Raw genomic sequence first — 24,584 nt, forward strand, 5'->3', positions numbered from 1 at the left:
CGGACAGCCGGTCTTGGACCTGATGCGCCCTAAGCCAGGGTTCGCAGGCGAATGCCGACCGCGTCATCGAGGTCGACAGCCACGAGTCGATCAACACGCCGTCCGTCGGATGTCCGTCTGATGTGAACGAGACGGTCCACAGTCCGCGCGATAAGCCGACGCGGCGAGGCGACCATCACCTCCCCAATCAGGTCTTCGAGACGCTGCAGCACGTCTTCGGCGGAATTAGCGTGGATGGTGGAGAGACCGCCAGGGTGACCGGTATTCCAGCTTTTCAGGGTTTCGAGCGCGGCGGCGCCGTCACGCATCTCGCCGACGACAAGCCGGTCCGGCCGCATCCGCAGCGCATCACGCACAAGATCCGCCACACCGACGGCAGGCGCCGTCCGCCGCGTCAGCGCCGCGACACAGTCCCAAGCCGAGCATTGCAGTTCCGGGGTGTCCTCGATGAGGAATATCCGGTCTTGGACGAAGGCGGATTCCGCCAGCACCGCATTCGCAAGCGTGGTCTTGCCAGAGCCCGTTCCCCCGGAAATCAGAATATTGCATCTCGCCTCGACGGCCTCGCGCAGTCCCGCCGCCTGGGCGGCGGTCATGACGCCGTCGGCCACATAATCCTTCAGCGACCAGACCCGAACGGGCCGCTTCCGAATGGCCCAGGCCGGTCCGTGCGCGAGGGGAGGCAGAAGCGCCTGAAACCGTTCGCCTCCGCCCGGCAAGACGCCGGACAATCTCGGCGTCTCGCGATTGGCCGTCTCGCCGACGTGATCGGCGATCAAGCGGATGGTCCGCTCGCGCGCCTCTGCAGACAGCCGGATGCCGGTATCTAGACGCCCTTCGCCCTGTCGGTCCACGATCAGGCGTCCGTCTGGATTCGCGAGCACCTCGACCACCGCTGGATCGGCGAGCGCTGTGAGGACCCCCTCCCCCAGGGCATGCCGCAAGGCGTCGAGACGACGATCAGCGCTCAGGGCGAGATCAGGCATGTGCCTCGTCATCCGTTCCGGTCTTACCGCCGTCAGGCCGTGGCGTCCGACCCGCGACAATCCGGGCGGCGGTGGAGTCGAGCAGGCGCTCGATACGCCGTTCGACGGCCGCCTGGACCGTCGGATCGTCATCGACAACCGCGTCTGGCAGCCTGAGGAAGAAGGCGCGCGCAACCTCCACCAGAAGTTCCTGAACGATCTGCATGTCGCGCGCCGTTGCCCGCATATGATCGCGCAGCGAGCGTTCGAGCCGATCCATTCGGTCCTCCGGATCGGCTCTCGGGTTGCCCTGAAGGCCTCTCGCGATGGCGCGCCCGGCCGCCTGGCTCAGCGCCATTCGTCCGGCCTTGGCCTCGCGGTTCAAGCCGGTGACGACCTTGGGGTCGGTGAGATAGACCTGCACCCTGCAGGCTGTGGAAGCGCGCCGGCTCACGACCGGCCGCCTTGGAAATGATCGAGCACGGCCTCCTGGGCCGCAAGATCGGCGCGGGTGTCCGCATAGCGTTGCGCCGCCAAGGCTGAAGCCTTCCGCTCGTCGATGGCGCCGGCCACCTCCTTGAACAGCGGCAGGCTGGCGCTCTCGTCCTCACCGAGGGCGCGTCGGCCTGCCCAGGGATGGGGTCGCGGCGGTGGCGCATCCGCTCGGGCGGAAAAGGGCGGAACCCGCCCCGCCCGCCGACGGAATGGCCGGGCCTTGTCATACTGGAGCTTGGCGGCGCGTATCGGTCTTTGCCCCGCAATGAAGACCAGTTGGATGTCGTCGGGCAGCGCGCGCACTTCGCCCGGCTCCAGCAACGGCCGTTCGACTTCCCCGCGCGAAATCGAGGCGTGACCGCCTCCCAGTCCAGCGGGACCGGAGCGACTGGTCCGCGTTTCCGTGACCGTACCGGTCAGCTTGGAGACCTTGTCCTGGGTCACGGGGTCCAGCGCCGAAAACGCGGTGTAGATCGCGCAGTTGTCGAGCAGGGTGTTGTGGGGTCCATAGGTCTCGACGATGTCGTTCAACGACTGAGCCACAAACATCGTCTTGATCCCGTAACCGCTGAGCAGACGCAGCGCCTTCTCGAAAAAGGCCAACCGGCCGAGAAGCGGGAACTCATCCATCAGCATCAAAAGCGGCCGTCGCTTCTCACGCCCCTCGGCGTCCCGTTTCTCCTCGGCCGTGAGCGCCTGGCTCGCCGCATAGAACAACAGCCTGACGTACGGTTTGAGAGCGACGGAGTCGGCCGGGGCGACCTGGACGTAGAGGCTGACCGGCGCCGCCGCACACATGAGATCCCCCAGGCTGAAGTCCGACTGCGACAGCACGGCCTCAAGGTCGTCGCCCGCCAGCCATTTAAGGTAGGAACGCGCTGTGCCTTGAACCGAAGTCCGGAACCGATCGTGCATCGCGGCGTAGCCGATCACGGCCGTTCGGATGAAGGGATGGGTTTCGGGCCCCTCCGGCCCCAGACGGTGCAGGGTCCGTCGCATCACTTCCGCCGATCGATCGAGATCGGCGAGAAGGTCGCGCACCTTCAACAGGGTCTTGTCGGCGTCCGGCGCCACATGGAGGACGTGCAGGATCACGGCTTCAAGAATCTCGGAAGCCGCCTTGTCCCAGATCGCCTCATCGTCCCGCGCCCCGCCGGAATCGGACAGGATGGCGACCAGTCGCTGCACCTGGGCCAGTTCCCCGGGACCGGGCCGGATTTCCGCAAGGGGGTTCCATCGGACCGATCCGGCGTCCCGGGGGTCGAGGCGAAGCACGTGAGAAAACTCCGCCCTCCAACCGGCGGTCAGGTCCCAGAGCTCACGCTTGGGATCATGGACCATGACGCTGTGCGTCCATCCCAGTAGTGTCGGCAGGACATGACCCCGCCCCTTGCCGCTACGGGTCCCGCCCGTCACCAGGGTCGGCCTGAGATCGTCGCTGGTCAGCAGCCGTCCGCCGAACCGGCCGATGACCGTCCCGTTCCTGTTCAGGAGGCCCCCGGCGCGGGCGTCCGCGAGGCCGCCCCATCCGCGACGCCGCCGCACACGGCCCTTGTCCAGAAGCATGCCGCTCCCGATTCCTGAACAGAGGCCGAGCAGAAGGAGAAAGGCCGACCTCGACAGGGCGGGTTGCGCTTCGGATCCGAAACGGCGCCCCCAGACCAGGATGGACCAAGGCGGGTACACGGTCAGACCGGGGCTCACCCTTGCCCCGGGTCCGAGGACAGGCGTGTGCCCATAGGTCCAGGCGAACGTCTGGCTGGCCGCCTGCAAGCCCGCGACAAGCCCGACTCCGAGGAGAACCACCCGCAGGTTCACGCCTCATCCTCAGCGCTCTCCGCGCCTTCCGCGCTGAGCACCAGAAGCGGTGCAGCGGTTACGCGACGCGCGTGATATCGCGCCAGCAGAATCGCCTCGGCCTCGGGGCTCGCGCTGAGCAGGGCTTGCGCCTCGCTCTCCAGGTCGGCGAAGAGCCGCGCCTCGGCTGCATGAAAGCGGGCAAGCTGGCCCTGGATTCGAAGGAAGGCGTCGAAAAGGGCGGCGTCGCCGAGCGCTCCAAGCCGCCATCCCCAGAGAGCCTGCAGCCGAACCACCGCCGTCCCGGCGTCGATCAGACCGTCGGGCGGATCGACCGGGCGGTCTTGGCCGCACAGGAGATAGAGACGTCGCAGCTCGTATCGTTTGGCGATGAGGGCGGCCTCAAGGCGGGGGGCGAAGAACCCGCCGGCTCCGCCGCGCTCGACCAATCCCTCGCCGCCGAGCCAGCAGAGCGCTTCGCGCACGGGCGTGGTCGACAATCGCAACCGTCGGGCCTCGTCGGCGATGACGATAGGCCGACCAGATCCATAGCGGCCGGCCGCCAGTCTTGACCGCAGGGAGTCCAGCGCAAATTGGAACGGATCTCGAGCACGGTTCATGGGCGTGTAAGTCCCCAGGGCGCAACTGATCGGCAGACGGACGGATTTAGCGCTCGCGCACAAGCTGTGCGGGCGCTTATCTTCGGCTAACGCTGCATCATCCGTCGATTTTCGCTGCCTGGCGCCTCAAAATTCGATGGATTACCCGCCGCAAATCTTGCGCCGCACAGCCGGACGTTGCCAAGGTCAAGCTTGGAGTAGAGGACGCGTGATGACCGAGGCCTTCCCGGACGCCGTAGGTGGAGCCCCTGTCTTGGGCGTCGCCTTGAAGTCCATTCGCAGGCTCCGCCGGCTGACGGCGGCCGAGACGGCGACCCTGATGAACATCAGCCCGAGCGCCTATGAGCGGTTCGAGAACGGTGAGACCAAGCTGAACCTGGAATATGTCCATCGGTTCGCCAGGGCGACCAAGACGGACTACTACGCCATTGTCGTCGCCCTGATTATCGGCAAGGCGGATTTCGCGCTGTACAGCGCAGGCAACCAATTCGCCAGCATCCTGACGAACGGCCTGCATGACCTGGCGCGGGACGCCGGCGCCGATCTCGCCGCGCTGAGCACGCGCGACATCCTCGAGATCGTGACCCCCATGTTCGAGACGCTCGCCGCCAAGGCACGCGAGATGCGCGCCCTACAGGACGAGGTTGACGCCGCGGCCGCGCGCCTTGACGCCTCTCGACCCCCGCCGGGACGATAGGCGGCGATCCCGGATATTCGCGAGATATCACTTCGTATCGCCGCCGCGCGAGCGCTCCGTGGCGGGGCCGTAATCCTACGGCCTCAAGGAGAAGACCAATGGCTCGTTCAACCCTGAATCGCCTCACGCTCGGCGGCGCCCGCGATCTCACCCGCGATCGCGAAGGCGGCCCCTACACCGAAATCCAGGCCTTCGACAGCAAGACCCTGGTCGCGTGAACGGCGAGACGGGCGACGCGACAGCGTCGCCCGTCTTTGCGCGAGCGGCGCTGCACCCCCATCCTGCCGCCCTCCGCCTCCCTTACGCCGTGGATGTCTTTCCCGGCGCGAAACGGCGTGGGACGGCCCAGCCGACGCCCCTGCGGGTCACGACAGAGCGCCGCCCTCGACCGCAGATATCGGACAGATATCGCTTCGTATTCCACCCCGCCAAGCGCTGTCTGATCCGGCCACATCCGTGGCGATCAAACCGGAGAGACCCTCATGCCCCTGACACGATTGACCCGTCTCGACCTCGGCCGCGCACGCCAGGAAACGCGCGATACCGACGGTGGAATCCACATCGAGATGCTCGTCTGGCCCTCCCGGATTCCGGTCGGCTGAGCGCCTGGGCGGGCGGCGTACCCGCCCGCCCTTCTTCCACAGGAGCCGTAATGGCCGCCCCTCTGATCTTCCAGATTTCCCTAGGCCGCGTCCTTGAACGCACCCGCGACGGCGACGGGCCCTACACGGAACTCCAACTCTACGACAGCCGCCGGCCCACCCCCGGACAGGTGTCCGCACCCTCTCCGTCTCAGCCGCCCGATCCCATTGGACGGGCGTCATGACGCTCCCCCTCTGGTCCGTGAACGGGGTGTCGATGGTCGCCCTGCATGAGGATGTCGTGGTGCTTGACGTCAAGGAGGATCGCTATGAGTGTCTCGTCGACGCAGCATCCTGGTTGACCCCGGCGCCGGACGGCAGCCTGGCGGTCGCCGACCCCGCGCTTGCAGAAGACCTTATCCAGGCGGGCCTCGCCATGCGGGAACCCTCTCCGCCCCGCCCGGTCTGCCCGCCGGCCGCCCGCGCTCTGGAGCCTCGCCTGACCCGCTCGCGCCTGTCCACCGTCCGGGCGGGTCTGGTCGTGGCGGCGGCGACCGCCAGCTTTCACAATCGGCGACTGTCTGCGCTTGTCGCGCCCTTGCCCGCCACGCCTGCCTGCAGCGCCGACGATGAGGATCGATTGAGCGCCCTGGTCGCGGCGGTGCGCGAGGCGGCGCCCTTCATCCCGTTCGAGGGCGAATGCCTGCACCGCGCCTATGTCCTGCGGCGTTGGCTCCACCACGAAGGCTATGGACCGACTTGGGTGTTCGGGGTCCGGACCTGGCCCTTCGCCGCCCACTGCTGGCTGCAGATCGGGGCGCTTGTCGTCGGCGACACCCTGGACCGCGTGCGTCATTACACCCCGATCCGGGCGGTCTGACATGGGCGACTATCTGATCGTCTCGCGCGCCGTTCACGATGACCAGGCCGCGAGCCGACGCGCCCGACAAATCATCGATCTCGCCCGGGACCGAGGCATGGCGACCACGCCTTTGAACGCGACCACCGTGATCGCCACGGCAGGCGCCCATCCGCCGCAAGTCCAGCGGATCGGCGGCTGGGTCCTGCTGGGGGACGTCCTCGATCGTCGGAATCCCGTCATCCCCGACGGAGAGTCCGACACGGACTGGGGATATGAAAGAAAGATGGTTTCGCGCCTTTGGGGTCGTTTCATCGGCGTCCGTTTCGCGTCGCGCGACCGCCTGGACGCCCTGCTGCGGGATCCGTCCGGCGCCATGGACTGCGTGGCCTGGACCCAGGACGGACTGACCTTCGCGGCTTCGGCGCCGCCGGACTGGCTGATTGAAGCCCTGCGGCCGACATGGTCGATCAACATCGGCCGGGTCGCCGCCGCCCTGCGCAGTCCTCAGCTCGTGCCAGGAGACCTGCTGCTCGACGGGCCGCGCTCCGTCGGGCCCGGGGACGTCCAGCCCCTGCCGTTGGACCGTCCGGCGGTCCGGCTTTGGGAGGCGGCGACCTTCGCCCGCGTCAGTCTCGACGCCCCCCTGACTTTCGAACCGGCCGCGCGTCGACTACGCGACGCCATACAAGAAGCGGTCGAGGGCCTCGGCGGCCTGTCGGGCGTCTTGGCCGCTGAAGTGTCGGGCGGACTGGATTCCAGCATCGTGGCCGCCGCCCTCGTCGCCGCGCCTGGGCTCAAGGTCCAGACCTGGCTGAACGCCTACGGCGCCACGCCGGAATCCGACGAGCGCTTCTGGGTGGAGGCGCTCGCGCAACGCCTGAACATCACGCCGTTGCGAATCGCCCATGCCTCCGCACCTTTGTCCGGGGAGACGCTCGTCCGCACCAACGGGGGCTTCCGTCCGGGCTTGGCTGCGCTCGACGCCGCTCACGACCTCGAATGGCGCCGTCAGATCGAAGCCGTCGAGGCGGACGCGCTAATGACCGGCAAGGGCGGGGATTCCGTTCTGATGCAGAACACTGGCGGCGATGTCTTCACGGACCTTTGGATGCGGTGCGGGTGGCGCACCCTCCTGTCGCGGGAGGGCCGCGACCAGGCGATCGCCGTCGAGAAATCCCTCTGGACGCTGGCGCGCGAGGCCCGACGGTTCGTCCGCGAGGGCGCGGCGCCGCCGACGCGGGACGACAGTTTTCTCCTCCATCTCGAGGACACCCCCGCAATGGCCGCCTGGCGTCGCAACAGCGCCGCCTTCGGTCCGGCGAAGGCCGGGCAAATCAGCGGCGTCATCGACAACATCACCCGACACGGCCCTTCCCTTCTGACCGAGGGCGTCGATGTCCGTCATCCGCTGTGCGCCCAACCGGTGGTCGAAGCCTGTCTGTCGACGCCAACCGCCCTTCTGGTCCTTCAGGGGCGTGACCGGGGTCTGGCGCGACATGCTTTTCGAGACCGGTTGCCGCCGGAGATTCTGCACCGGCGCTCCAAGGGCGACATGAGCCGCCTCTATGGCAAGATCATCCTCGACAATATCGACGTCCTTCGGGACTGGCTGATTCACGGCCGGCTGGTCGCTCTTGGCGTGATCGACCCCGCCGGCGTGGACAAGCTTCTTCAACGAGAGACGCTGATCTGGCGGGGCCGTTACGCCGCCCTGCTCACGGCGGCGGCGTTCGAGGGTTGGATAAGGGCCTGGGAGCGGCGCCTTGCTCCTCCTCCGCCGCGGTGATCGTTCCGGAGGGGGGCAAGGTCTCTTCGAGCCAGCGGAAGATCTGGCCATACTGGTCGCGGATATTCGCAGGGCTCCATCGTGCATGGTGCTCGCCCCAGTAGGTGACAATGCGGGATCGGCCGCCAAGGCGCGACAGGGCGCTGAACACCCGCTCGGCGTTGGTGAGGCCAACGAAGTCCATGTCAGCCGTCAACAGGAGCACCGGCGCCGAAATCCGATCGGCCTGCAGCCAGGGGCTTTCGCGAACATAGGCGGCGGGATCGGCCCAGGGCGTCGCGCCGAGCTCGCCCTGGCCGTTCTCGACCCAACCCTGCTGGTGACCGAACGGAATGCCGTATTCGGGCGTGCTGCGGCTGGATGCGTTGAACTCGCCCCACATGGCGAACATGTCCGCCGGGGGCGAAGACAGGATGTAGCTCTGGTAGCGCTTCGTCTGCGTCGCGATGGCCAGACCGGCGTAACCGCCCATACTGTGGCCGAAGACGGCGATGCGATCCCGGGGCAGGTCGGGATGAGCGGCGAAGACGGCGTCCACCGCCCGATCGACGCTGTCCACATAATGCGCGAAACTGCGCGTGCCCGGCCTGTCGGCAGGCATGGCCGGATTGATCACGGCATAGCCGGCCGCCGCCAGGACCTGCGCCCGGATGTTGTAGGTCAGAAGCAGAGGGCCTGCCCATCGTCCTTCCTCCGCGAAGCCCGGATAGACCGCAACGACAACGCCGCGCGTGGGACCTTGCGGAAGAAACAAGGCAGAACGATCCGGCTCCCCCAGCGCATTGGCGTGCGGGATGAATTCCGGAGCGATCAGTCGCACGTCGGCCCGGCCCGCATTGACCCGGTCCAGGAGGATGTCGTCGTCCCCGCGTCGCAGGCGCAGGTCCTCCACCAGTTCGTCACGCACCAGCACGAGCAGGGCGTCCGGCGATGCGGCGAGGATCTGGGTTTCGCCGGCATCGGTCGCCGGACCGATCGGACGAACAGACCCGTCCCTCACCACGACGGCCTGACCCGCGTCCTGCACCGCCGCCGTCCAGTCCTGTCGCGGCGCGTCCAGGACGATGCGGCGAGGCCGCTCCGGATCATAGGCCGGCATGGGCCGGACCGTGATCGCTGCGGGGGTCAGTCTTCGCACCCCGCTGGCGTCCATGCGCCAGTAGCCGTCCTCGGCGAAGACCCGAAGCGCATCCTCCTCCGGCGCGGCCGCGAGGCTGGCGGGCGGGTGGGCCAGCCCTGCCGTGAGCACGGTCTGACCGGCGCCGTCCAGACGGAACCAGTCCGCGCGTGCGCCTGCGGAAGGTCGCCCGTAGATCACCGGCGCGCCTTGCAGCCAATCCGCCCGCACCCCGCGGAGAATGTTGATGTCCCCCCCGAGATCGAGGGTCGTCGGCCACCGGCGAAGGGTCCCATCCTGCGCCATGGACCGAAGCCCCCCTTCGGACCACCGCTGGTCATCGCCACGCGCCCAGAACAGCACCTCGCGCGAGTCCGGCGACCAACGCAGCATCTGCGTCGCCACGTCAAGCCTGTCCGACGGCGCCGTCCGTCGTCCATCCGCCATCCGGACCATCAGCAGGCCCTGGCGGAAAGGATCGTCGAAGGACAGGGGCGGATCGGCGAGCTTGAGCCGTTCGGCGCCGAGCAGCACCGCCAGCGTCTGACCGTCCGGCGAAAGCACCTGATCCGTCACGACGCCGGCGAACAGTACCCGGACCACGTCTCCCGTCTCCGCGTCCAGTTCGACCAGATGCTGAACAGGCGTGGCCGTCTCGGGCGTCTGCACCCCCGCGTCGGTGTCGATGACCGTGCGACTGGGCGCGCGCCCCTCCGACGTGACGCGCCAGGCCGCGGCGACACGGGCCTGAGCATTGCTCGCTGCGCCCAGGAGGGGCGGAATGCTTCCGTCCGGACGGGTCACGACCAGGAGCCGGGTCGGCGACGCCCAGACCACCGGCGCGCCCTTGGGCAGAAAGTCCGGCGTGAGACCGGTCCATCGTACGTTTCGCGCCCCGACCTCGGCGATCCCGAGTTCGTAGCGGCCGCCCTGGAGACGAAACACCGCCATCCGGACGCCGTCCGGCGACCACTCTCCGCGCAAGAGACCAAGACCTTCGTCCGGAAGAAGACGCTCGGGCTGCGGTGAGACCGCCGTCAGGTCGACCCGCCAGAGATCCGTGATGGTCCAAACGGACCTCTGGACATAATCGACGGCTTGAATGGTGTCGTAGGCGCCGCGCTTTTCATAGACCGCCCACCGGCCGCCCGGGGCGATCGAGGCCCTCCCAAATCCTTCAAGCCCGACGATGTCGTCGACCGTCATATCCCTTTTTCCATCCGGCTCCGCATGGACCGAGGTCGCCAGGCAGGCGCAGATCGCCAAGGCGCCGGCTAGGCGCTTGAATATTCTGTTCATGGCGGCCCCCTACCAGCGCTTGATCAGCTGAAGGGCGACGACCCGCCCATAGGGATTGCCCTGACCCGGGTCGAATCCATACCCATTGGCGCTGTCGAAGAAGGGCGGGTCCGCATCAAGGAGGTTCTGAATGGTCAGGGCGAGGCGCAGGCCCTGCCCGCTACCGGTCCCCGGCGTCCAGCTCACCCGCCCGTCGAGCGTGTCCCAGGCGCCGACCCGGGCGCCGAGGCGGTCGCGTCCGGCCGCCGAATGGCTCCAGTGGAGGCCGCCCCCGATGGCGCCGTGCGTCCAGCTGGCCCCGATCCGCGCCCGCAGCCGGGCGGGATAGCCCGTCAGGCCGATGACGTCCTGGACGGCTGAAGCGGGGGTCGGTCGATTGTCGTACTCCAGCACCCACGACCCCGTCCCTTCCAGCGTCAGGGCGCCGCCGGCGAGCGCGATTGGGTACCGCGCCTCCAGGTCCACGCCCCGGATCTTGACCGCCCCGGTATTGACCCAGCGCGCATCGACGATCGCCCCATAGGTCGTCAGCGGATAGAGCGAGGGAAACCCGGGCAGTCCCGTGAGGCCCTGCACCCGGGCGAGATCAGCCGGGTTCGCAGCGGGCGCGATCGCGGTGACGAAGGGGGCGAGCGCGGGATCGCTCAAGGCGCCGGCGGGGTTGGCCGCGACGGGCTGGGCGATCCGATTCGTGAACCGGGTGTCGAAATAGCTGACGTCCAGATGCAGGCGTCCGCGCGGCCGCCAGCTGAAGCCCGCGGTGAAGGTTTCGGCCGTTTCCGGCTCGAGGTCCGCGTTCCCCCCTACGAGCATCAGGGAGAGGACCTGGGCGCCGCCGGGTCGCGACAGGAACAGACCGTTGACGGCCGCCGCATCATAGATCTGCGGCAGGGAGGGCGCGCGGAAGGAGGTCCCCCAGGTCGCTCGCAACAGAAGGTCGTCCACCGGCCCCCAGGCGAGCCCCAGCCGGGGATTGGCCGTTTCGCCGAAGTCGTCATACCGTTCCAGCCGCCCCGCCACAGACAGGTCCAGCCGACGAAGCCCCGGACGGGCGTTGCCCTCCCCCACGAGCGGGAAACGGGCTTCGGCGAAGACGGCGGCGATCTCCCGGCTTCGCTCCGGGGTTTCATAGACGATCGGCGCGGCCGAGGAGAGGAAGCTGGTCGCTTCCGTGTCGAAATGATCCGAGCGCCACTGGGCGCCTACAGCGAGCCGCGCCTCTCCGCCCGGCATCGACCAGAGAGGGCCTTCCGCCAGCAGGTTGACGGAGCCGGCGCGGCTCCGGTCCCATCCCCCGGAATAGCCCTGGCTGATGAAGGCGAGCACGGCCTCGCTGTTCGCCTCACCCGCCCCGAACAGGTTGAGATAACCGTCCCGGGCGGCCGAATAGGACGTCGCCGGATCGTCCGCCAAGGCGCCGAGCGCCTCGTTCACGAAGCGGGAGTTGACCCGATTGCGCTGCCCCACTTCCCCTCGCTCCGTGGCGAGGGCGGCGTAGGCGTCCAGGCTCCAGCCGGACGTGAAATCGTAGCGCGCGGCAATCGTGCCGCCGACGCTTCTTGACTGACCGGCAGCCCGGGCCAGCCCCACGTCATTCAGAAACGAATAGCCGATCAGATGCGATGAGGCGCCGACAGGCGAAAGAAAATGCGGATTGGCGGCGCTGACATTGAAGATGCCGGCCGAGGCGCCGCGCAGCAGCGTATAGTCCCGTTGACTGAACCGCAGGTCCGCCGACAGGTCAAGCTGCCCCCCGATCGTCTGCGACCATCGCGCATAGGCGCTGTACCGCTCGATCGCCGGGGCGATGTCCCCTCCCTGTTCGAGGCTCTGGCGGTTAGCGCCGCCCGCCACGAAATCCGCCAGGGAGGTCGCAGACCCCGAGGCGTTCGGGCGGATGGCGTAGCGGGAGACGTAGCCGCCCGCTGCGGGATCGAAGGCGAGAATATTCCCCGGAGAACTGTAGAGGGTGCGTCGATCCGTGCCGCCGTACGGCCGAAGGTCGCCATCCGCCGTATAGGGCCGATCGAGGGTGCTGAAGGCGTTGGTGGTCTGGTGCTCGGCGGAAAGATAGGCGCCGCCTCCCGACCATGTCCGACCGATCAGATGCGAGACGACGATGTCCTCCGCACCGCCCTGGGCGGCCGAAGCCCGTACGCGACTTTCCTGACCGTCATACGTCCGACGCAGGATGACATTGACCACCCCGGCCACGGCGTCGGTGCCGTAGATCGCGGAGGCGCCATCCAAAAGCACGTCAACCCGCTCCACCGCCGCCGACGGCAGGGCGGAGACATCGGCGAACTCGCCCCGGAAGCCCGAGCCGGCCAGTCGTCGGCCGTTGACCAGGCTGAGGGTCGAGGACGGGCCCAGGCCGCGCAGGTTGACGCCCGTCGCATAGACCGAGTTGGAGCCCGAGCGGTCCGAGCCGGCGCCCTGCACGAGCGGCGTCGACGACCCCGCATAGTTCTGGGGCAGTTCGACGAGCACCTCGGCGACGGTCGCCCGGCCCCGCCGGTCCAGTTCGTCGCGGCCGAGCGTGACCACCGGAGACACGGCAGGTCCCGGGTCGCGAAGCAGGCTGCCGGTGACCACCACCTCCTCCAGTTCGGCGGCGGGCGCCGCCGACAGACTCACAGCGGGGATCGTCCGAATATAGATGACCCCCGGTCGCGGCTCGCTCCATTGCAGTCCGGCGCCGTCCAGCAGACGGCTCAACGCCTGCGCTGACGTGTAGGCGCCGCTCAGGCCTGGCGACGTCTTGCCGTCGACCAGGCGGCTCTCAAAGAACAGCTGCTGATCCGAGGCCGCCGCGAAGGCGTTCAGCACATCGCGCAGAGACCCCGCCGGTATCTCGTAGTTGCGCGCCGACTGCGGCGCCTGGGCCGACGCGGGTGCGGCCGCCGCTAACGCGAGGACGCCGACCGCGCCGCTCGTCCATAAACCCCACTGATGCATTCGTTTCTCTCCCGGACGCCCCTCGCGTCAGTGAAAGAGACCGTTCGAACCCCGGCCTACCCCGGAGGCTTGGATAAATATTTCTCCGCGGTCGGATCACGCCGAGCGCGCGACACCGTCACCCGCCTCGCGACAGGACCACCGCCCCGTCCGCCCTGGATTGAACTTTCAGGCCCAGCGCCCCGGAGGCTGCGGCGACAAAGGCGTCACGATCGCCGACCCGGAACGATCCATTGACGGGCGTGGACACCGGCGCATCCGGCGCCAGGATCACAGGCTCCGTCAGATAACGGTTCACCTCCATGACGGCGTCCTTGAGCCTGGCGTCCACCAGGACGATCCGGCCCTCGGTCCAGCTCGTCGCCGCCCTGGCGTCGATCACACGGCTCTGCACCCGGCCGGCGCGGACCTCGGCCTGGCGGCCGGCCGTCAGACGTTCGCGCCCTCCCCTGCCCGCTACATCGACGATGCCTTCGACAAGCGTCACCCTCAGGCCTGCGGCTTCGCGCCGGACGTCGAACACCGTGCCGACCGCCGTCACCTGGGCTCCGTCGACGTCGACGACGAACGGCCGTGCCGGCTCCTTGGCCACCTCGAACAGGGCCTGGCCCTTTTCGAGCGCGATCGTGCGGCGGTCGCCGGTGTAGCGCACGCGCAATCGGCTGTCGGTGTCCAGCCGCACCGACGACCCGTCCGAGAGTTGCACCACCTGCTGCTCGCCCACGGCGGTGCTATAAACGTTGCGGACCTGGGTCCACCACCATCCCCCGGCGCCCAGCGCCAGCACCGCGCCGATCGTGGCCAGCCCTCCCAAGGCCCAACCCGACGGCCCTCTCGCCTCCCGCGCGCTCTTTCGCTGCATGGCTGCCTCCAGAGCGGCCTGAACCTCGGGCGAGGATTTCAGGCCCTCCGCCTGTCGCCAAACCTGTTCGACACGTCGATAGGCGGCGGCGTGGCCTGGCTTCGCGCGCCAGTCGAAAAAGTCTTGAAGGGTCTGCGGATCGACCTCGCGCGCGCCAAGACGGGCGTGCCAGGACGCCGCCTCGGTCTCTTCCTTCGCAACCCGCACCGTCGGGCCGTTCATGTCGCGCCCCATTCTAGCGGAGCTGAGCGGCGCAATGCGCCAGAGCCTTGGTCATCCGCCACTCCACCGTCTTCGGGCTGATGCCGAGCCGCTCGGCGATCTGGGCGTTGCTCAGCCCACCGACCCGCGACATCACAAAGACATCCCGCAGCGGCTCTGGCAACCCCAGGATGATTTGTTGGAGAACGAACGAATTTTCCGACGATGCAGTCGATTCTTGGCGTCCAAAACCGACAGCACCTTCAGCTAACCCTCGTTTTAAGGTGCGGGCAGCCTGGTCCCGGACGATGTTGGTCGCAACTCTGAACAAAAATGCCTTTGGATTCTTGATCTCCTCTCCACCACCATAAATGGCCGTACGAAGATAAGTTTCTTGAACGATATCCTCTGTCCCACGGATACCGACGCCCGCGAGCCGCCGCGCTAGCCAAGCAGCATGGCGTCGGTAGAGAAGGTCCAGCCGGCCCTTCGGATCTTCTGGCGGATGTGCGTCTGAAGTGCTCATTGGTTTCAATGCAAAGTGTAATTCAGCTAGCAACATATTGCTAGCAGTTTAGCTCCTTTAACATCTGCTTGTGACCGGCGATCCATCTTCGATGGATTGGAAGGACACCCTAGGACGGAACATACTTCGCTTCAGAACCGATCGCGGTTGGACTCAGCAGGATCTCGCCAGCGAGGCGGACTTATCTGTTCGATTTGTCTCTGGCATCGAACGAGGCGAGGAAAACCCCAGTCTGGAGACAACTTCTCAGATCGCAATCGCGCTCAAGGTTCCGATTTGGACACTGCTGCAACCGGCAGAGAACGAAACGTAGAGTTTTGTAACTAGCAATATACTGCTAGCAGCATATCACCTTTATCATTACTGTTTGATCGCCCACCCAAACCTTATGGATTGGAAGCGCTGCGTTGGGCAGAACATCTTACAGCTTCGCCGCCGTCGAGATTGGTCGCAGCAGACCCTCGCAGGTGAGGCCAATTTATCCCTACGATATCTCGCAGGGATCGAGCGCGGCGAAGAGAACCCGAGCCTTGAGACGATCGTTGCTATTTCGATCGCACTCGGCATCCATCCTGCGCGCTTGTTCGAGATCAAGAGTGAGAACATTAGTTACCAGAATACGCCTTAGTGAAACTTGGTCCGGTCTTGCTAGAGGGTGCCGAGGTCTCACCCTAGGTCGGCATTGCGCCAGTAGCGGACATTACAACCTTGCCGGAATCCGGACATTCACCATCCCAAGGCGAGATAAGGCGCTTCTCAACTTGGCTCGGCTAACCTGACGGCGTTATCCAGGTAGGGTCGGACGTTCACGGATGCTGGCTATTGTTGACCCATGGCATGACGAGCGGCGAGGTCTGCCATTTGCTTCTCTGCCACCTCAGCGTTGTCATAGATAACGGCATGCTCAAGCGCCCCAACATCAGCGTCTAGGACAACCCATCTGGCGGTCTCCATAGACTCTTCATTAAGGAGTTCGGACACAGCCATAAGCTGAGACATCGGCACCAGGGCAGTGACGAAGTTGTGGTTCATGCGGTCGCGCGTTCTGCGATTTCTGAGGAACGCGCCGAGCGCATGGTCGAGGCGACCGAGACCCTCTTGTGTCGGGTCATAGACGAAGGCGAGGATGCGCCGATCCGTGCGCTTTGCCTCTGCGGCCGCCTCCGTCAAAGTCGACAACGGTGACTGGTCGCGAAAATGCTCCGCTTCGATAGGGAGCGCGTTCGGGCCGAGAGCAACCTTCAGCTTGGCAGTCAGCCAAATTCCGACGACGTGGGTGAAGGCCTCGTCCCAGACAGGCTCGCTCAATGGCGTGCGATAGACGTCCCCGCCCGATATTCGAAGCACGAGCTCATCTCCCACCACCTGCACTTCGTAGGTCGTTTTAAGGAGGTATTGGTTGGACCCTTTACGGGTGAGGAACAACGTGTTCTCGCCGCGGTCCATGTAGACATTGAAGTTGGTTTGAGCTGCGACCAGCGTGCCAGATATTCTCGCAATCAGGTCATTGTAGGCCCGCTGCACGGCCTGAAGACCGTTGCGGATTGCGGCATCGGACAGGCCTAAGCGACGTTCAGCGGGAGTATCGAAAAATTCGGCCAACTCGCCGATGGCGTCCTCTAGCGAGCCTTCAACTGGGACGTCGCGCATGAGCCGATCCAATTGCGAGAGCATCGCTTCGGCATCCGTGAAACGGTCGTCGAGCATCGAGGCGAAAGCATGATCGAAGATTGAAACGAGCCGCTGAAAACGATCGCCGGCCGCCGTCTGGAGCAGTGCGTGCGCCTTGGACCTCTGGTGCGGGAGCTTCCCCTGAGCGTCCGAGAGCAGGTCGGGGTGGTCTCCTGTCAGCGCGTAGAACAGTATGCCTGCCGCGAACGATACGTCCGAGCGTGGGTCCTGCTTCAGGCGGCTTCCCGCAGAGAGTTCCGGGAGACGAAGAAAGCGGTTCCCAACCTCCTGCCCGTCCTCGGTAGTGAACTCGATGGCCGGCGCTTCGTGAAAGTTCAATCCGAAGTCTAGCAGGATCGGGTTGGCCGGATCGCCGCCCGCCAGGATGATGTTATCAGGTTTGACATCGCGGTGAACGCACCCTTCTCGGTGACAGGCATTGAGGATGTCGAGAAGGGCGCGCGTGAGTACGACAGCCGCTTCCAGGGAGACGTGCGCTTCACTCGCACGCCACTTTCCAAGCGTTGGCCCTTCGACAAAGTCGCTGACCAGGTACGGCGTGTAAGCCAGATCAGCGTGATGCTGGGCATTGCTCTCGATCAGACCCGGTACGCCGCCGACGCGGAACGTGTCGTAGGCGTTCGCCTCGCGAAAGAAGCGGGCCCGGCGCTCTGGCGCGTTTTTCGACTTGATGATCTTCAGGAAGCCGGAGTGACCGTCGTCCTTCCGCCGCACGCGAAAAGCCTCGCCCTGGCCGCCGCCCTCCAGCGTCTCAACCTTCTCCCAACGATCTTTCCAGGTCGCGGCGTCAGACCACACGCCATCCAAACTCATCGCCAAGCTCTCATCGCAGTCGCCGCCGCCGAAAGGACTTCGACAGCGAGTTGATTGATAAGGTTGTACTCGTGAAGCGTCATCACCAGTCGCCTCATGCGCCTGTCTCTCGGATAGGTGATCCTAGTCCGATGTTGGAGACTGAATGAAGCGCGATGAATTCGGCACGGCGATCACACTGGCTGATGCTAGGTCCATCAATCAAGGTGCCGGCCGATCCAGGAGCACTGCCAACAGCGGACCGAAACGACCCGTCAGGTTCGCAGCATATCTGAGGCAGCCGCCTCGTGTTCGGGCTATTGTGCGCGGATGACGATCTCTTTCGATCTGGCGGACTTGGTCCAACCGCTCGTCCTGAACGTGCCGGGCTTTGGTGATTTCGACCTCGAGGTTCACGGCGACCTCAAGGAGTGGCTTGCGGCTGGAGCGGACAGGAAGGCGTGGGCAACCGGCCGTGACCTGGTGCGAGACCTGCTCGTCTCCCGCGCCAAAGGGCCCGAAACGCTTGCGACATCCGGCGGCAGTCCTTGGGAACTAACGGACGAAGCCGCCGAGAGCGTCGCTGAGGCGGTCCTTTCTGGAGCATCCTTCGCGCTTCGGCCTCGCTGGATTGAACTGAGGCGAACAGGAAAGAATATTCGCGCGCGCCGGAGGAGAACTTCTGAGGCCTACGACATGTCGCGCCGCGATGACGAGACGGCAACGGCTCAGCTGATCCGGCTTTCCAACGACTTGGCGCACGACGCCCGGCTTGAAGCCAGCGGGCGAGTGACCGAATCGCTTGGGCCGAACTACGAGCAGATCATGGATGCCGTAGATCGTGCCGATCAGATTCAGGCTGCGGTCAAAGCCGCTGGGGTTCTCGACTATCTCACCGCTGACACGCCAATGGCTCGGACGTTGGCGGCGGCTCGTGACACCACGGTCGGCAGGTTGGCTCGCGGGATTGAAGGCAGCGCTTTTAGCGCCGCACGCGCCGCCGCCGCTGGTATCGATGCATCGAGCCTCAGCTTGGCTGCTCGCGCGGCGGCCGGCCTCACACCTTCGGCTATCGCTGCGGCGCAAGGCCTGGAACTCGGCGCCATGTCAGCCGTGCGAAACGCCGCCTTGGGGCTCGATGTTTCCGGACTGACTGCGGCACACAAAGCTGCGCTCGGGATCGGCGCTTCATCTCTCGGCGGCATTGCGTCAGGGTTGGCTGATCGCGAGATTCTGAAAACCTACGCCTTGGGCTCTGACGTGGCCCGGTTGGCGCGAGCGAATCTCCCGGCCTACGAGGCGTTCAACGAAACCATACTGGCGCAGTCTCGCGCCCTCAGGACCGCGATCGGCGCTCGGTCGGCGGCGGACCTCGGACTCGCCTCGACACTTGGCGCGTGGTCCGAAACGCAGAGTGCTTACCTGTTAGACTTGCACCACCACATGAGAGTCACGAGGCCGATGCTAGGCCTCGTCGCTGATCTCGCGTCCGGCGGACTTGCGTCGCAGATGGCCTCGTTCGCTGAGACCATCGCTCAAACCGGCATCCTAAGGCCCGGCTATCAGATGACCGCCGCAGCAGGTTTGGCGGGTACGGTCGCTCGCGGCGTCGCCGTCGAGGCCCTTTGGGCATATGACGACGATACTGACATCGACGCACCAGTTTTCTCTACCGCTGTCCGCACCGCGCGGGCCGCCGATGCTGAAACCGTCACCGGCGAAACGATCACGGTCCTGATGGAGACCGTCCGAGATTTGCAAGTGCAGATTCTCAGGGAGCGGGATCCGGTCCGACGCGTCGGATTGCTCGATATCGCCAACTTCATCGGCGTAATGATCGCACTTCTGATCGCGATCGCGAGTTACAGGGGAGACGAGGCCGGTCGCAAAGCGGAGGATCAAGACCGCGCCGCTCAGGTCGCGTTCGAGGCTGAAGTCCGTCAGGAAAGATCTGATGCGCGATCCGAGGCGATGGAGCGGTATCGGACCGTTCGGTACATCGGTTCGGACGGTGCGCTGAGGACAGAGCCTCATGCAAAAGGGCCGGCGATGCAGACCGTCTTTGCCGGACAAATGGCGGTGACCAAGGACATGCGCGACGGGTGGGTTCTCGTTGAGGTCTTCAGCTACGCGCCTGAGCAATCTGTCACTGGCTGGTTGCCGGCCCGTCGTCTTAGGGTGACAGACCGCTAGCACGATGATGGGCGAGTTGATCGGCCGTCTAGGAGCGCTTAGCATTCGAACGGTCGGTCTGATTTCGCGTAAGGCCGCTTGGGCGAAATCGCCCCGCTCTCATCCGTCTGCGAATGCCGGCCTGCGCCAGAAGCGGTCATTGGTTGGCCGCCCGGAAACAGACGTCCAACCGCCAACGACGTCAGGTAATGCACGTCCTTGCGCCTCGCTCTCTTAAAAGAGGCCTGCTCGGCCGATGGCGGCGTTCCGGGTGAATTGATAGTTGTTGTACGGGACCACCACGCCCTGGTCCGACCGGTGGTTCTCGATGATGATGAACTGGGCCAGATGAGCCATGCTCTGCAGATGGCGGTAGAAGTGCGTCGCGACATCGGCGCTTCGTAAGCGCTGCTCGTCCTCGGTCAGTTCACCGGGCCGGATTTCTTCAGCCGGTCGATAGGCGAAGAGCGGCGAATCCAGAACCACGAACCCTGGGTGAGGCCTTCCCTTGTCGATACAGTGTGCGAGCACACCGACCTTGAACGCCGCATGCAAGAGGGCCCGGACGCCTGCCCCGTTGTCCCGACGCCGCTTGCCGTCGACAACGATATCCTGGTCGCCTTTGTCGAAATGCAGCGCGTCCGCACCCGGATAATTCCAGGCCTTGAGCACCGCTTTCACCGCGTTCGAAAGCTCGTGGGCCTCGCTATTCGTGAGGTCGAGGTTGAGATCAATGCCCTCGGCGCGTGGCCTCGACCGAACGGATTCGGCCTTGATCTGATCGATCTGAGATTCGAGTTGCGCGAGCCGACGGCGGCTGTCCAAGGCAGCCTCAAGCTTCTCGCATTTTGTGCTAGCGCTCAGAAACATCGACCGCGCCGAGAACTCTTGCCGTCCGGCGTTCTCACGATCGCTACGTGTTTGCGTTAGGCGACCGTTCGCGCCCGTAGCAAGCTTCTCGACCTCGTCCATCTCGGCAATCGCATCGGCGAGGGCCGTTTCGAGCTCGCGAGCTTCGAACCGAATTTTACCCATCTCTGACTCGACCGCTCGCCTCTGGTCCTCGATGCCGCCCAAGCCGTGATCATGCAGCTGATGCTGCGGCTCCGCTCCGCACAGCGGGCAGTTCATCGAGGCGAACCGTTGGAGGAGAAATCCACCCTCCTCCAAACCTTCGAGCCGTTCGAGGTCGGAGGCGTAGACGCCGGCAAGCTCCTCGAAGCGAACCTTGAGGGCGACGAGTTCAGCGAGCCGCGCCTGATGAACGCGAACCTCGTCGGAGAGCGCCCGCTCCTCCTTGAACAAGGTGTCCAGGCTGGTCTGCCGCTCACCCAGAGCCTCCAACAAGCCGGTTCTCTCGTCGTCGGCATCGATGAGATCGGACGCGATGGCATCCTCATCGACTGTCTCATCGATCGTTTGACGAAGTCGATCAGCCATCTGGGAGAGCAGTTCGATCTGCCCCTCCTTTACCGCCTTCAGCTGGTCGGCTGAGCGAACCTGAGCCACCGAGGCGCCATCGACGCCCGTTAGCAGGAACTTGAGCAGCCCTTTGTCTTCCGAGGTCACGGTGGTGTTGTGAGCGAGCAGAAGGCTCTTCTCGTCGATCATCCGCGTTTCGTCGACGAGGAGGTAGCGCATGACCACGCGCAAAGAGAACGGAGACTTCTCCGCGCGCTCGTTCTTCAGAAGTTGCGCCGGTCGGAAGCCTGACGCCGACAGCAGGAACCGAGAGACATTGGGCGAGGTCACGTGCTTGCGCGAAAACACCTCGTATCCGGCGGACGTCGTATCGACGCCCGTCAAATGCCCTTCCGCTTTGTAGATGTCGCCTCCCAAGGCGGATGCGCGCAAGGTCGCCTTCTGGTCGCCGGGGAGCGTCAACCAGAGGAGATAGTTGTCCATCCCCTTGCCCTCAGGCGGCAGCGTGGGGAGGTCTCCACCCAGCAGGTAATCGATCGACTTGCGAACGAACGACTTACCGCTGTTCGAAGCGCCCCAAATTATGTTGACGCCCGATTTGAACTCGACGAACGCCGCTGGCCGCTCGGGCCCCGTGAACATCAGTCGATCGATCGTGATCCTGCGGCGTTCAGACATGCCGAGGCGCCTTTCCGACGATCTCATGGGACCAGCGCTCGAGACCCTCCTTCAAGCTCCGGATGAATGGCTCGATCCCTTGGGCAGCCGCTTCCCGCGAGAGCCACCTGGCCGCCTCGGCGAGCTGTCGGTTATACCGACTCCCCAACAAATCGGTCATCGCGGCAGCTGTTTCGTGCGCTCGGAAGGCGATGCCGCTGGTGGCGAAAACCTGCTCCACGAGGGACGCCCGCGCCATCAAGGACAGGCCTTGTTCCACCAGATGTCGGCGGACAAAATATTCACCCGCCCGCGCGTTGAGCTCGGGGTGCAAACTGGGAGGACCATCGATGTCGCCGGTATGCACGATGTAGTAGTCGAGCAGGGACAGGGTCGCGAGATCAAACGCTTCGGGCGCGAAGGCGTCGAGGATGAGCACGGCCCTCACGCCGGCTTCGAGGGGCGTGTTGAACAGGGGCGTGGCGTCGGTCGATAAGCTCAGGCCCACGGCATGCGGCCCACATTGGCGAAGTGGTGGCAGGCGCCCTGCTTCACGCTGGGCGTCACGCGATTATGCCGCCCCAGCGCGCCCGTCACTTGGGCCGTCGAGGCGCTCTCCATGATCTGGGCATGTCTATCATGCAGCGGCGCGCCTCCCAGCGCGTGATAGCGATCGATCACCGTGTCGTGCACGTCCACATCTACATTGTCGATCTGGCTAGCCGGGAGATTGTCGCGGAAATGACGACGGAACGCCTGGCGTTCGAGAAATCGCCGGCGGGCGTTGATGATCTGCGGCCCATAGACCTTGTCGGCAACGACATCCGCATAGGTCGCAAACGGCTGGCCACTGGCGCCGGCAAAGACAGCCACAAGCTGGCTGACGTACGCGGACTCGTCATCCTTAAAATCTTCCGGCACGTCGTCCACGCCGACGCGCGGAGCCTCACCGGGATCGATGTCGAGGTGATCATGCAGAACCGCTCGCATGTGCGGCTTTTCGACAAGCTCGCTGGCTTTCCAAAGTTCGACATGCGTGAAGTCGTAGCCCCGGATCGCAGCTTCGAGATCCGGTGTCAGCGGGCACGGCGTCTTCGAGATGCCGTTCAGGCAGTATTGGTCCCAATGATCGATCAGGAAGTCGGCGATGAGCGACGGTCGATCTATGACCTTCTTCACGTCTCGCACAGCGGAGTTCGGGCAGACGAAAACGTAGAGCGTCGGGAGCGTGAACTCGCCCTGGCCCGCGTAATAGAAGATCTTTCCGAGTTCGACGACGAAGTCGGCCTTGCTCAGCGGCGTCTTCAGGTGCTTGCACTGATAGTTGTGCCACTCCCCGTCGTAGCGGTGTGCCGATAGGAAGCCGACAGAATCGCGGCCCATATCGGCCGACGCGGTCGGCCGTTCATAACCGGCATAGGTCTCCTCCACCCGCGCCAGCCATTTCTTGATCAGATCTTCGAGTTCGCTGTCCGTCAGGTTGAGGATCAAGCGATCTTCGTTGAATGACATTGCGCGCTTCCTCCCCTCCTGCACGTGCCTTAGATTTAGCGGATACCCTTCTCGCGAGCGCTGTCCTCCAGACCCTAAGCGAGCGAGTTACCACCAATGCGCGAGATGCCGCCACCTGCATCTTTTGGCACCAAGAGCTTCGCTCAGCGAGGATAGTGCAAGGGGCTGCGGTCAGAAATCCCCACTGTCTCTTGAGAGGGGCTGGGAAGGCGCATCGAAGGGCACCTTTAAGCCGGACGTCTCGCAGCTTGGCGCAGGTGTTCAAGCAGCAAATTGCTGGCTGACGGCAAGCGGACGTTCCGAACGTCCCCTCTGAGTCAGAGACGGACATTTGCTTTCGACTTGGAAGCAAACTTTCGGTGGGCGTCTGCCGTTCGTTAGCGGCAAGCCATCCGCCTTAATCGCCCCGGCCTGACTGCGCTCGCCGACCACCCCAAAAACCCAGCCCGGCAGCCAGCGCAAAGAGTGCGCCAGGGACGCCGATCAGCATGCCCACCCAAAGCAGCGGCCATGTGGCGAAAGCCTCTCCAGATTTCAGTCCGAGGTAGGCCACTATAGCCGCTGCAAAAGCCAAGGGGAGGCAGCACCAGCCAATCAATGCACGCCTGCGAAAGCGGGCAGCGCGAGCGCGGCTGATCGCGACTCCCCCCAGTGCGCCAACGACAAGGGCAATCATCACAAGGCTGAACATAGACGCACTTCTCGTCGTCGGAAGTTGAAGTGAGCTCCGCGCATTTGGGTTGGAAGGGCTGCGCGGGCTTCGGCCGTCCCCTTAACGCCTCTGCTCCGGCCATCCCTCAGTCGATGATATCGGTTTGCGGATCTAGAAAGCCGTATTTGCACTCGGGGCTGTCGTCGCCCGAAAGACAGTCCGACCAACGGAACAGGTTTTCGATCTGGACGACGGGACCCGTCCTGTCTCCGCCGCCGGAACCTATGTAGGTCGTGCCCGAGATGCGACCGATGATCGTGACATTGGTCAGCTCATGAACCAGCATCGGATCGTAGGCGGTCGCGGCGCAGGCTTCGAAGTGTTGATAGGTTGGCGTGTTGGTCCAGAGAGGCTCGCCATCCTCACCGCTGCGGGCATAAAGTATGGTCAAGCACACGCCCTGATCGGTTGCGGTGATCCGCTCGACTGCGCCTGCCCAACGGATGCGCTTGCCACGGTGTCGCTCCTCAACCCCCTGACTAGGACTCAACGCAGCAACCGAAACTGTCCTTAAAACCTCGAAGTCGTCGGAGGCCGCGCCCGCTTCCGAGGGCGAGGGCGCGGCGTAGGGCTCGGAAGACGCGAGAGGCGGCTTCACCTTCCGAGAGCCGTCCGACGCGACCAGTGGCGGGGACGTGACGCATCCCGACAAGACCGCATAGCTGAGCAAAACGCCTGCGTTCAGTCTGCTCGACATGTTGAGGAGGCGAAGTTTCATCGAGCTGCACTTTCGTCTTGGGCGGATGCGCGCCCAATCATCAAACCACAGGTCGGCGGTCACCACACCCTTCAACGCTTGCCCATACGGCGGTTGGTATTTTGGGCCAGTGCGTGCAGCATCGGGCCCTAATTGCGGCAA

At 65.0% G+C, this 24,584-nt stretch carries 19 protein-coding genes; 6 read left to right on the forward strand and 13 right to left on the reverse strand.

Translation table 11 applies throughout. The annotated features are described in order from the left end of the window. Nucleotides 1-29: 29 nt before the first annotated feature. The 4 genes from trbB to ACP693_RS14105 form a co-directional block, all read right to left on the reverse strand. Nucleotides 30-986: a P-type conjugative transfer ATPase TrbB gene (gene trbB, locus ACP693_RS14090; RefSeq protein WP_426020334.1), complete on the reverse strand. Its 957-nt coding sequence runs from the start codon at nucleotides 984-986 to the stop codon at nucleotides 30-32. After that, complete coding sequence (locus tag ACP693_RS14095) at nucleotides 979-1,419, reverse strand: hypothetical protein (RefSeq protein WP_426020335.1); 441 nt, start codon at nucleotides 1,417-1,419, stop codon at nucleotides 979-981. Before ACP693_RS14095 ends, trbB begins: the two co-directional genes overlap by 8 nt. Next, nucleotides 1,416-3,026, reverse strand: coding sequence for a type IV secretory system conjugative DNA transfer family protein (locus ACP693_RS14100; RefSeq protein ID WP_426020336.1), 1,611 nt, complete (start codon nucleotides 3,024-3,026; stop codon nucleotides 1,416-1,418). Before ACP693_RS14100 ends, ACP693_RS14095 begins: the two co-directional genes overlap by 4 nt. Nucleotides 3,027-3,274: 248 nt before the next feature. Next, nucleotides 3,275-3,742, reverse strand: a complete 468-nt coding sequence (locus ACP693_RS14105; protein ID WP_426020337.1) for a hypothetical protein — start codon at nucleotides 3,740-3,742, stop codon at nucleotides 3,275-3,277. A 346-nt stretch (nucleotides 3,743-4,088) separates the two neighbouring features. Here ACP693_RS14105 and ACP693_RS14110 point away from each other — a divergent pair, with 346 nt between their 5' ends. The 3 genes from ACP693_RS14110 to ACP693_RS14120 all read left to right on the forward strand — a co-directional run bounded on the left by ACP693_RS14110 (nucleotide 4,089) and on the right by ACP693_RS14120 (nucleotide 7,803). Continuing rightward, the gene (locus tag ACP693_RS14110) at nucleotides 4,089-4,574 is read left to right on the forward strand and encodes a helix-turn-helix domain-containing protein (protein ID WP_426020338.1); all 486 of its coding nucleotides are present in this window, start codon (nucleotides 4,089-4,091) and stop codon (nucleotides 4,572-4,574) included. An 822-nt stretch (nucleotides 4,575-5,396) separates the two neighbouring features. Then, nucleotides 5,397-6,035 carry a lasso peptide biosynthesis B2 protein gene (locus tag ACP693_RS14115; RefSeq protein WP_426020339.1) on the forward strand — a complete coding sequence of 213 codons (639 nt, stop codon included), beginning with the start codon at nucleotides 5,397-5,399 and terminating at the stop codon, nucleotides 6,033-6,035. A gap of 97 nt (nucleotides 6,036-6,132) precedes the next feature. Beyond that, nucleotides 6,133-7,803: an asparagine synthase-related protein gene (locus ACP693_RS14120; RefSeq protein ID WP_426020341.1), complete on the forward strand. Its 1,671-nt coding sequence runs from the start codon at nucleotides 6,133-6,135 to the stop codon at nucleotides 7,801-7,803. Here ACP693_RS14120 and ACP693_RS14125 read toward each other — a convergent pair. The 4 genes from ACP693_RS14125 to ACP693_RS14140 form a co-directional block, all read right to left on the reverse strand. Beyond that, nucleotides 7,733-10,219 carry a prolyl oligopeptidase family serine peptidase gene (locus tag ACP693_RS14125; RefSeq protein ID WP_426020342.1) on the reverse strand — a complete coding sequence of 829 codons (2,487 nt, stop codon included), beginning with the start codon at nucleotides 10,217-10,219 and terminating at the stop codon, nucleotides 7,733-7,735. The genes ACP693_RS14120 and ACP693_RS14125 overlap by 71 nt on opposite strands. A 9-nt stretch (nucleotides 10,220-10,228) precedes the next feature. Then, entirely contained in the window at nucleotides 10,229-13,177 is a 2,949-nt protein-coding gene (locus tag ACP693_RS14130; protein ID WP_426020344.1) for a TonB-dependent receptor domain-containing protein, read from the reverse strand. A gap of 118 nt (nucleotides 13,178-13,295) precedes the next feature. Then, the gene (locus tag ACP693_RS14135; RefSeq protein WP_426020345.1) at nucleotides 13,296-14,261 is read right to left on the reverse strand and encodes a FecR family protein; all 966 of its coding nucleotides are present in this window, start codon (nucleotides 14,259-14,261) and stop codon (nucleotides 13,296-13,298) included. A gap of 13 nt (nucleotides 14,262-14,274) precedes the next feature. Further along, nucleotides 14,275-14,766 carry an RNA polymerase sigma factor gene (locus ACP693_RS14140; RefSeq protein ID WP_426020346.1) on the reverse strand — a complete coding sequence of 164 codons (492 nt, stop codon included), beginning with the start codon at nucleotides 14,764-14,766 and terminating at the stop codon, nucleotides 14,275-14,277. Between the two features lie 91 nt (nucleotides 14,767-14,857). Between ACP693_RS14140 and ACP693_RS14145 the strand changes: the two genes are divergently transcribed. Together ACP693_RS14145 and ACP693_RS14150 are read left to right on the forward strand one after the other, a co-directional pair. Then, nucleotides 14,858-15,079: a helix-turn-helix domain-containing protein gene (locus ACP693_RS14145; RefSeq protein ID WP_426020347.1), complete on the forward strand. Its 222-nt coding sequence runs from the start codon at nucleotides 14,858-14,860 to the stop codon at nucleotides 15,077-15,079. Between the two features lie 75 nt (nucleotides 15,080-15,154). Continuing rightward, nucleotides 15,155-15,394 (forward strand): helix-turn-helix domain-containing protein, encoded by a 240-nt coding sequence (locus ACP693_RS14150; RefSeq protein WP_426020736.1) that lies wholly within the window; start codon nucleotides 15,155-15,157, stop codon nucleotides 15,392-15,394. Nucleotides 15,395-15,585: 191 nt separating this feature from the next. Here ACP693_RS14150 and ACP693_RS14155 read toward each other — a convergent pair whose 3' ends face one another. Continuing rightward, a complete protein-coding gene (locus ACP693_RS14155) occupies nucleotides 15,586-17,271 on the reverse strand; it encodes a serine/threonine protein kinase (RefSeq protein ID WP_426020348.1) in 1,686 nt (561 codons plus the stop codon). A gap of 309 nt (nucleotides 17,272-17,580) precedes the next feature. Between ACP693_RS14155 and ACP693_RS14160 the strand changes: the two genes are divergently transcribed. Beyond that, nucleotides 17,581-19,443, forward strand: a complete 1,863-nt coding sequence (locus tag ACP693_RS14160) for a hypothetical protein (protein WP_426020349.1) — start codon at nucleotides 17,581-17,583, stop codon at nucleotides 19,441-19,443. Nucleotides 19,444-19,656: 213 nt separating this feature from the next. Here the strand turns inward: ACP693_RS14160 and ACP693_RS14165 are convergent, their stop codons facing one another. The 4 genes from ACP693_RS14165 to ACP693_RS14180 all read right to left on the reverse strand — a co-directional run bounded on the left by ACP693_RS14165 (nucleotide 19,657) and on the right by ACP693_RS14180 (nucleotide 24,506). After that, complete coding sequence (locus tag ACP693_RS14165) at nucleotides 19,657-21,522, reverse strand: hypothetical protein (protein ID WP_426020350.1); 1,866 nt, start codon at nucleotides 21,520-21,522, stop codon at nucleotides 19,657-19,659. Then, complete coding sequence (locus ACP693_RS14170) at nucleotides 21,515-22,009, reverse strand: ABC-three component system middle component 2 (protein WP_426020352.1); 495 nt, start codon at nucleotides 22,007-22,009, stop codon at nucleotides 21,515-21,517. The genes ACP693_RS14165 and ACP693_RS14170 overlap by 8 nt, the downstream gene beginning before the upstream one ends. After that, entirely contained in the window at nucleotides 22,000-23,013 is a 1,014-nt protein-coding gene (locus ACP693_RS14175) for an ABC-three component system protein (RefSeq protein WP_426020353.1), read from the reverse strand. The genes ACP693_RS14170 and ACP693_RS14175 overlap by 10 nt, the downstream gene beginning before the upstream one ends. Before the next feature lie 797 nt (nucleotides 23,014-23,810). Next, entirely contained in the window at nucleotides 23,811-24,506 is a 696-nt protein-coding gene (locus ACP693_RS14180) for a Slp family lipoprotein (protein ID WP_426020354.1), read from the reverse strand. Between the last annotated feature and the right edge of the window lie 78 nt (nucleotides 24,507-24,584).

The organism is Brevundimonas sp. TWP1-3, from assembly GCF_049896085.1.
Classification (GTDB): domain Bacteria; phylum Pseudomonadota; class Alphaproteobacteria; order Caulobacterales; family Caulobacteraceae; genus Brevundimonas.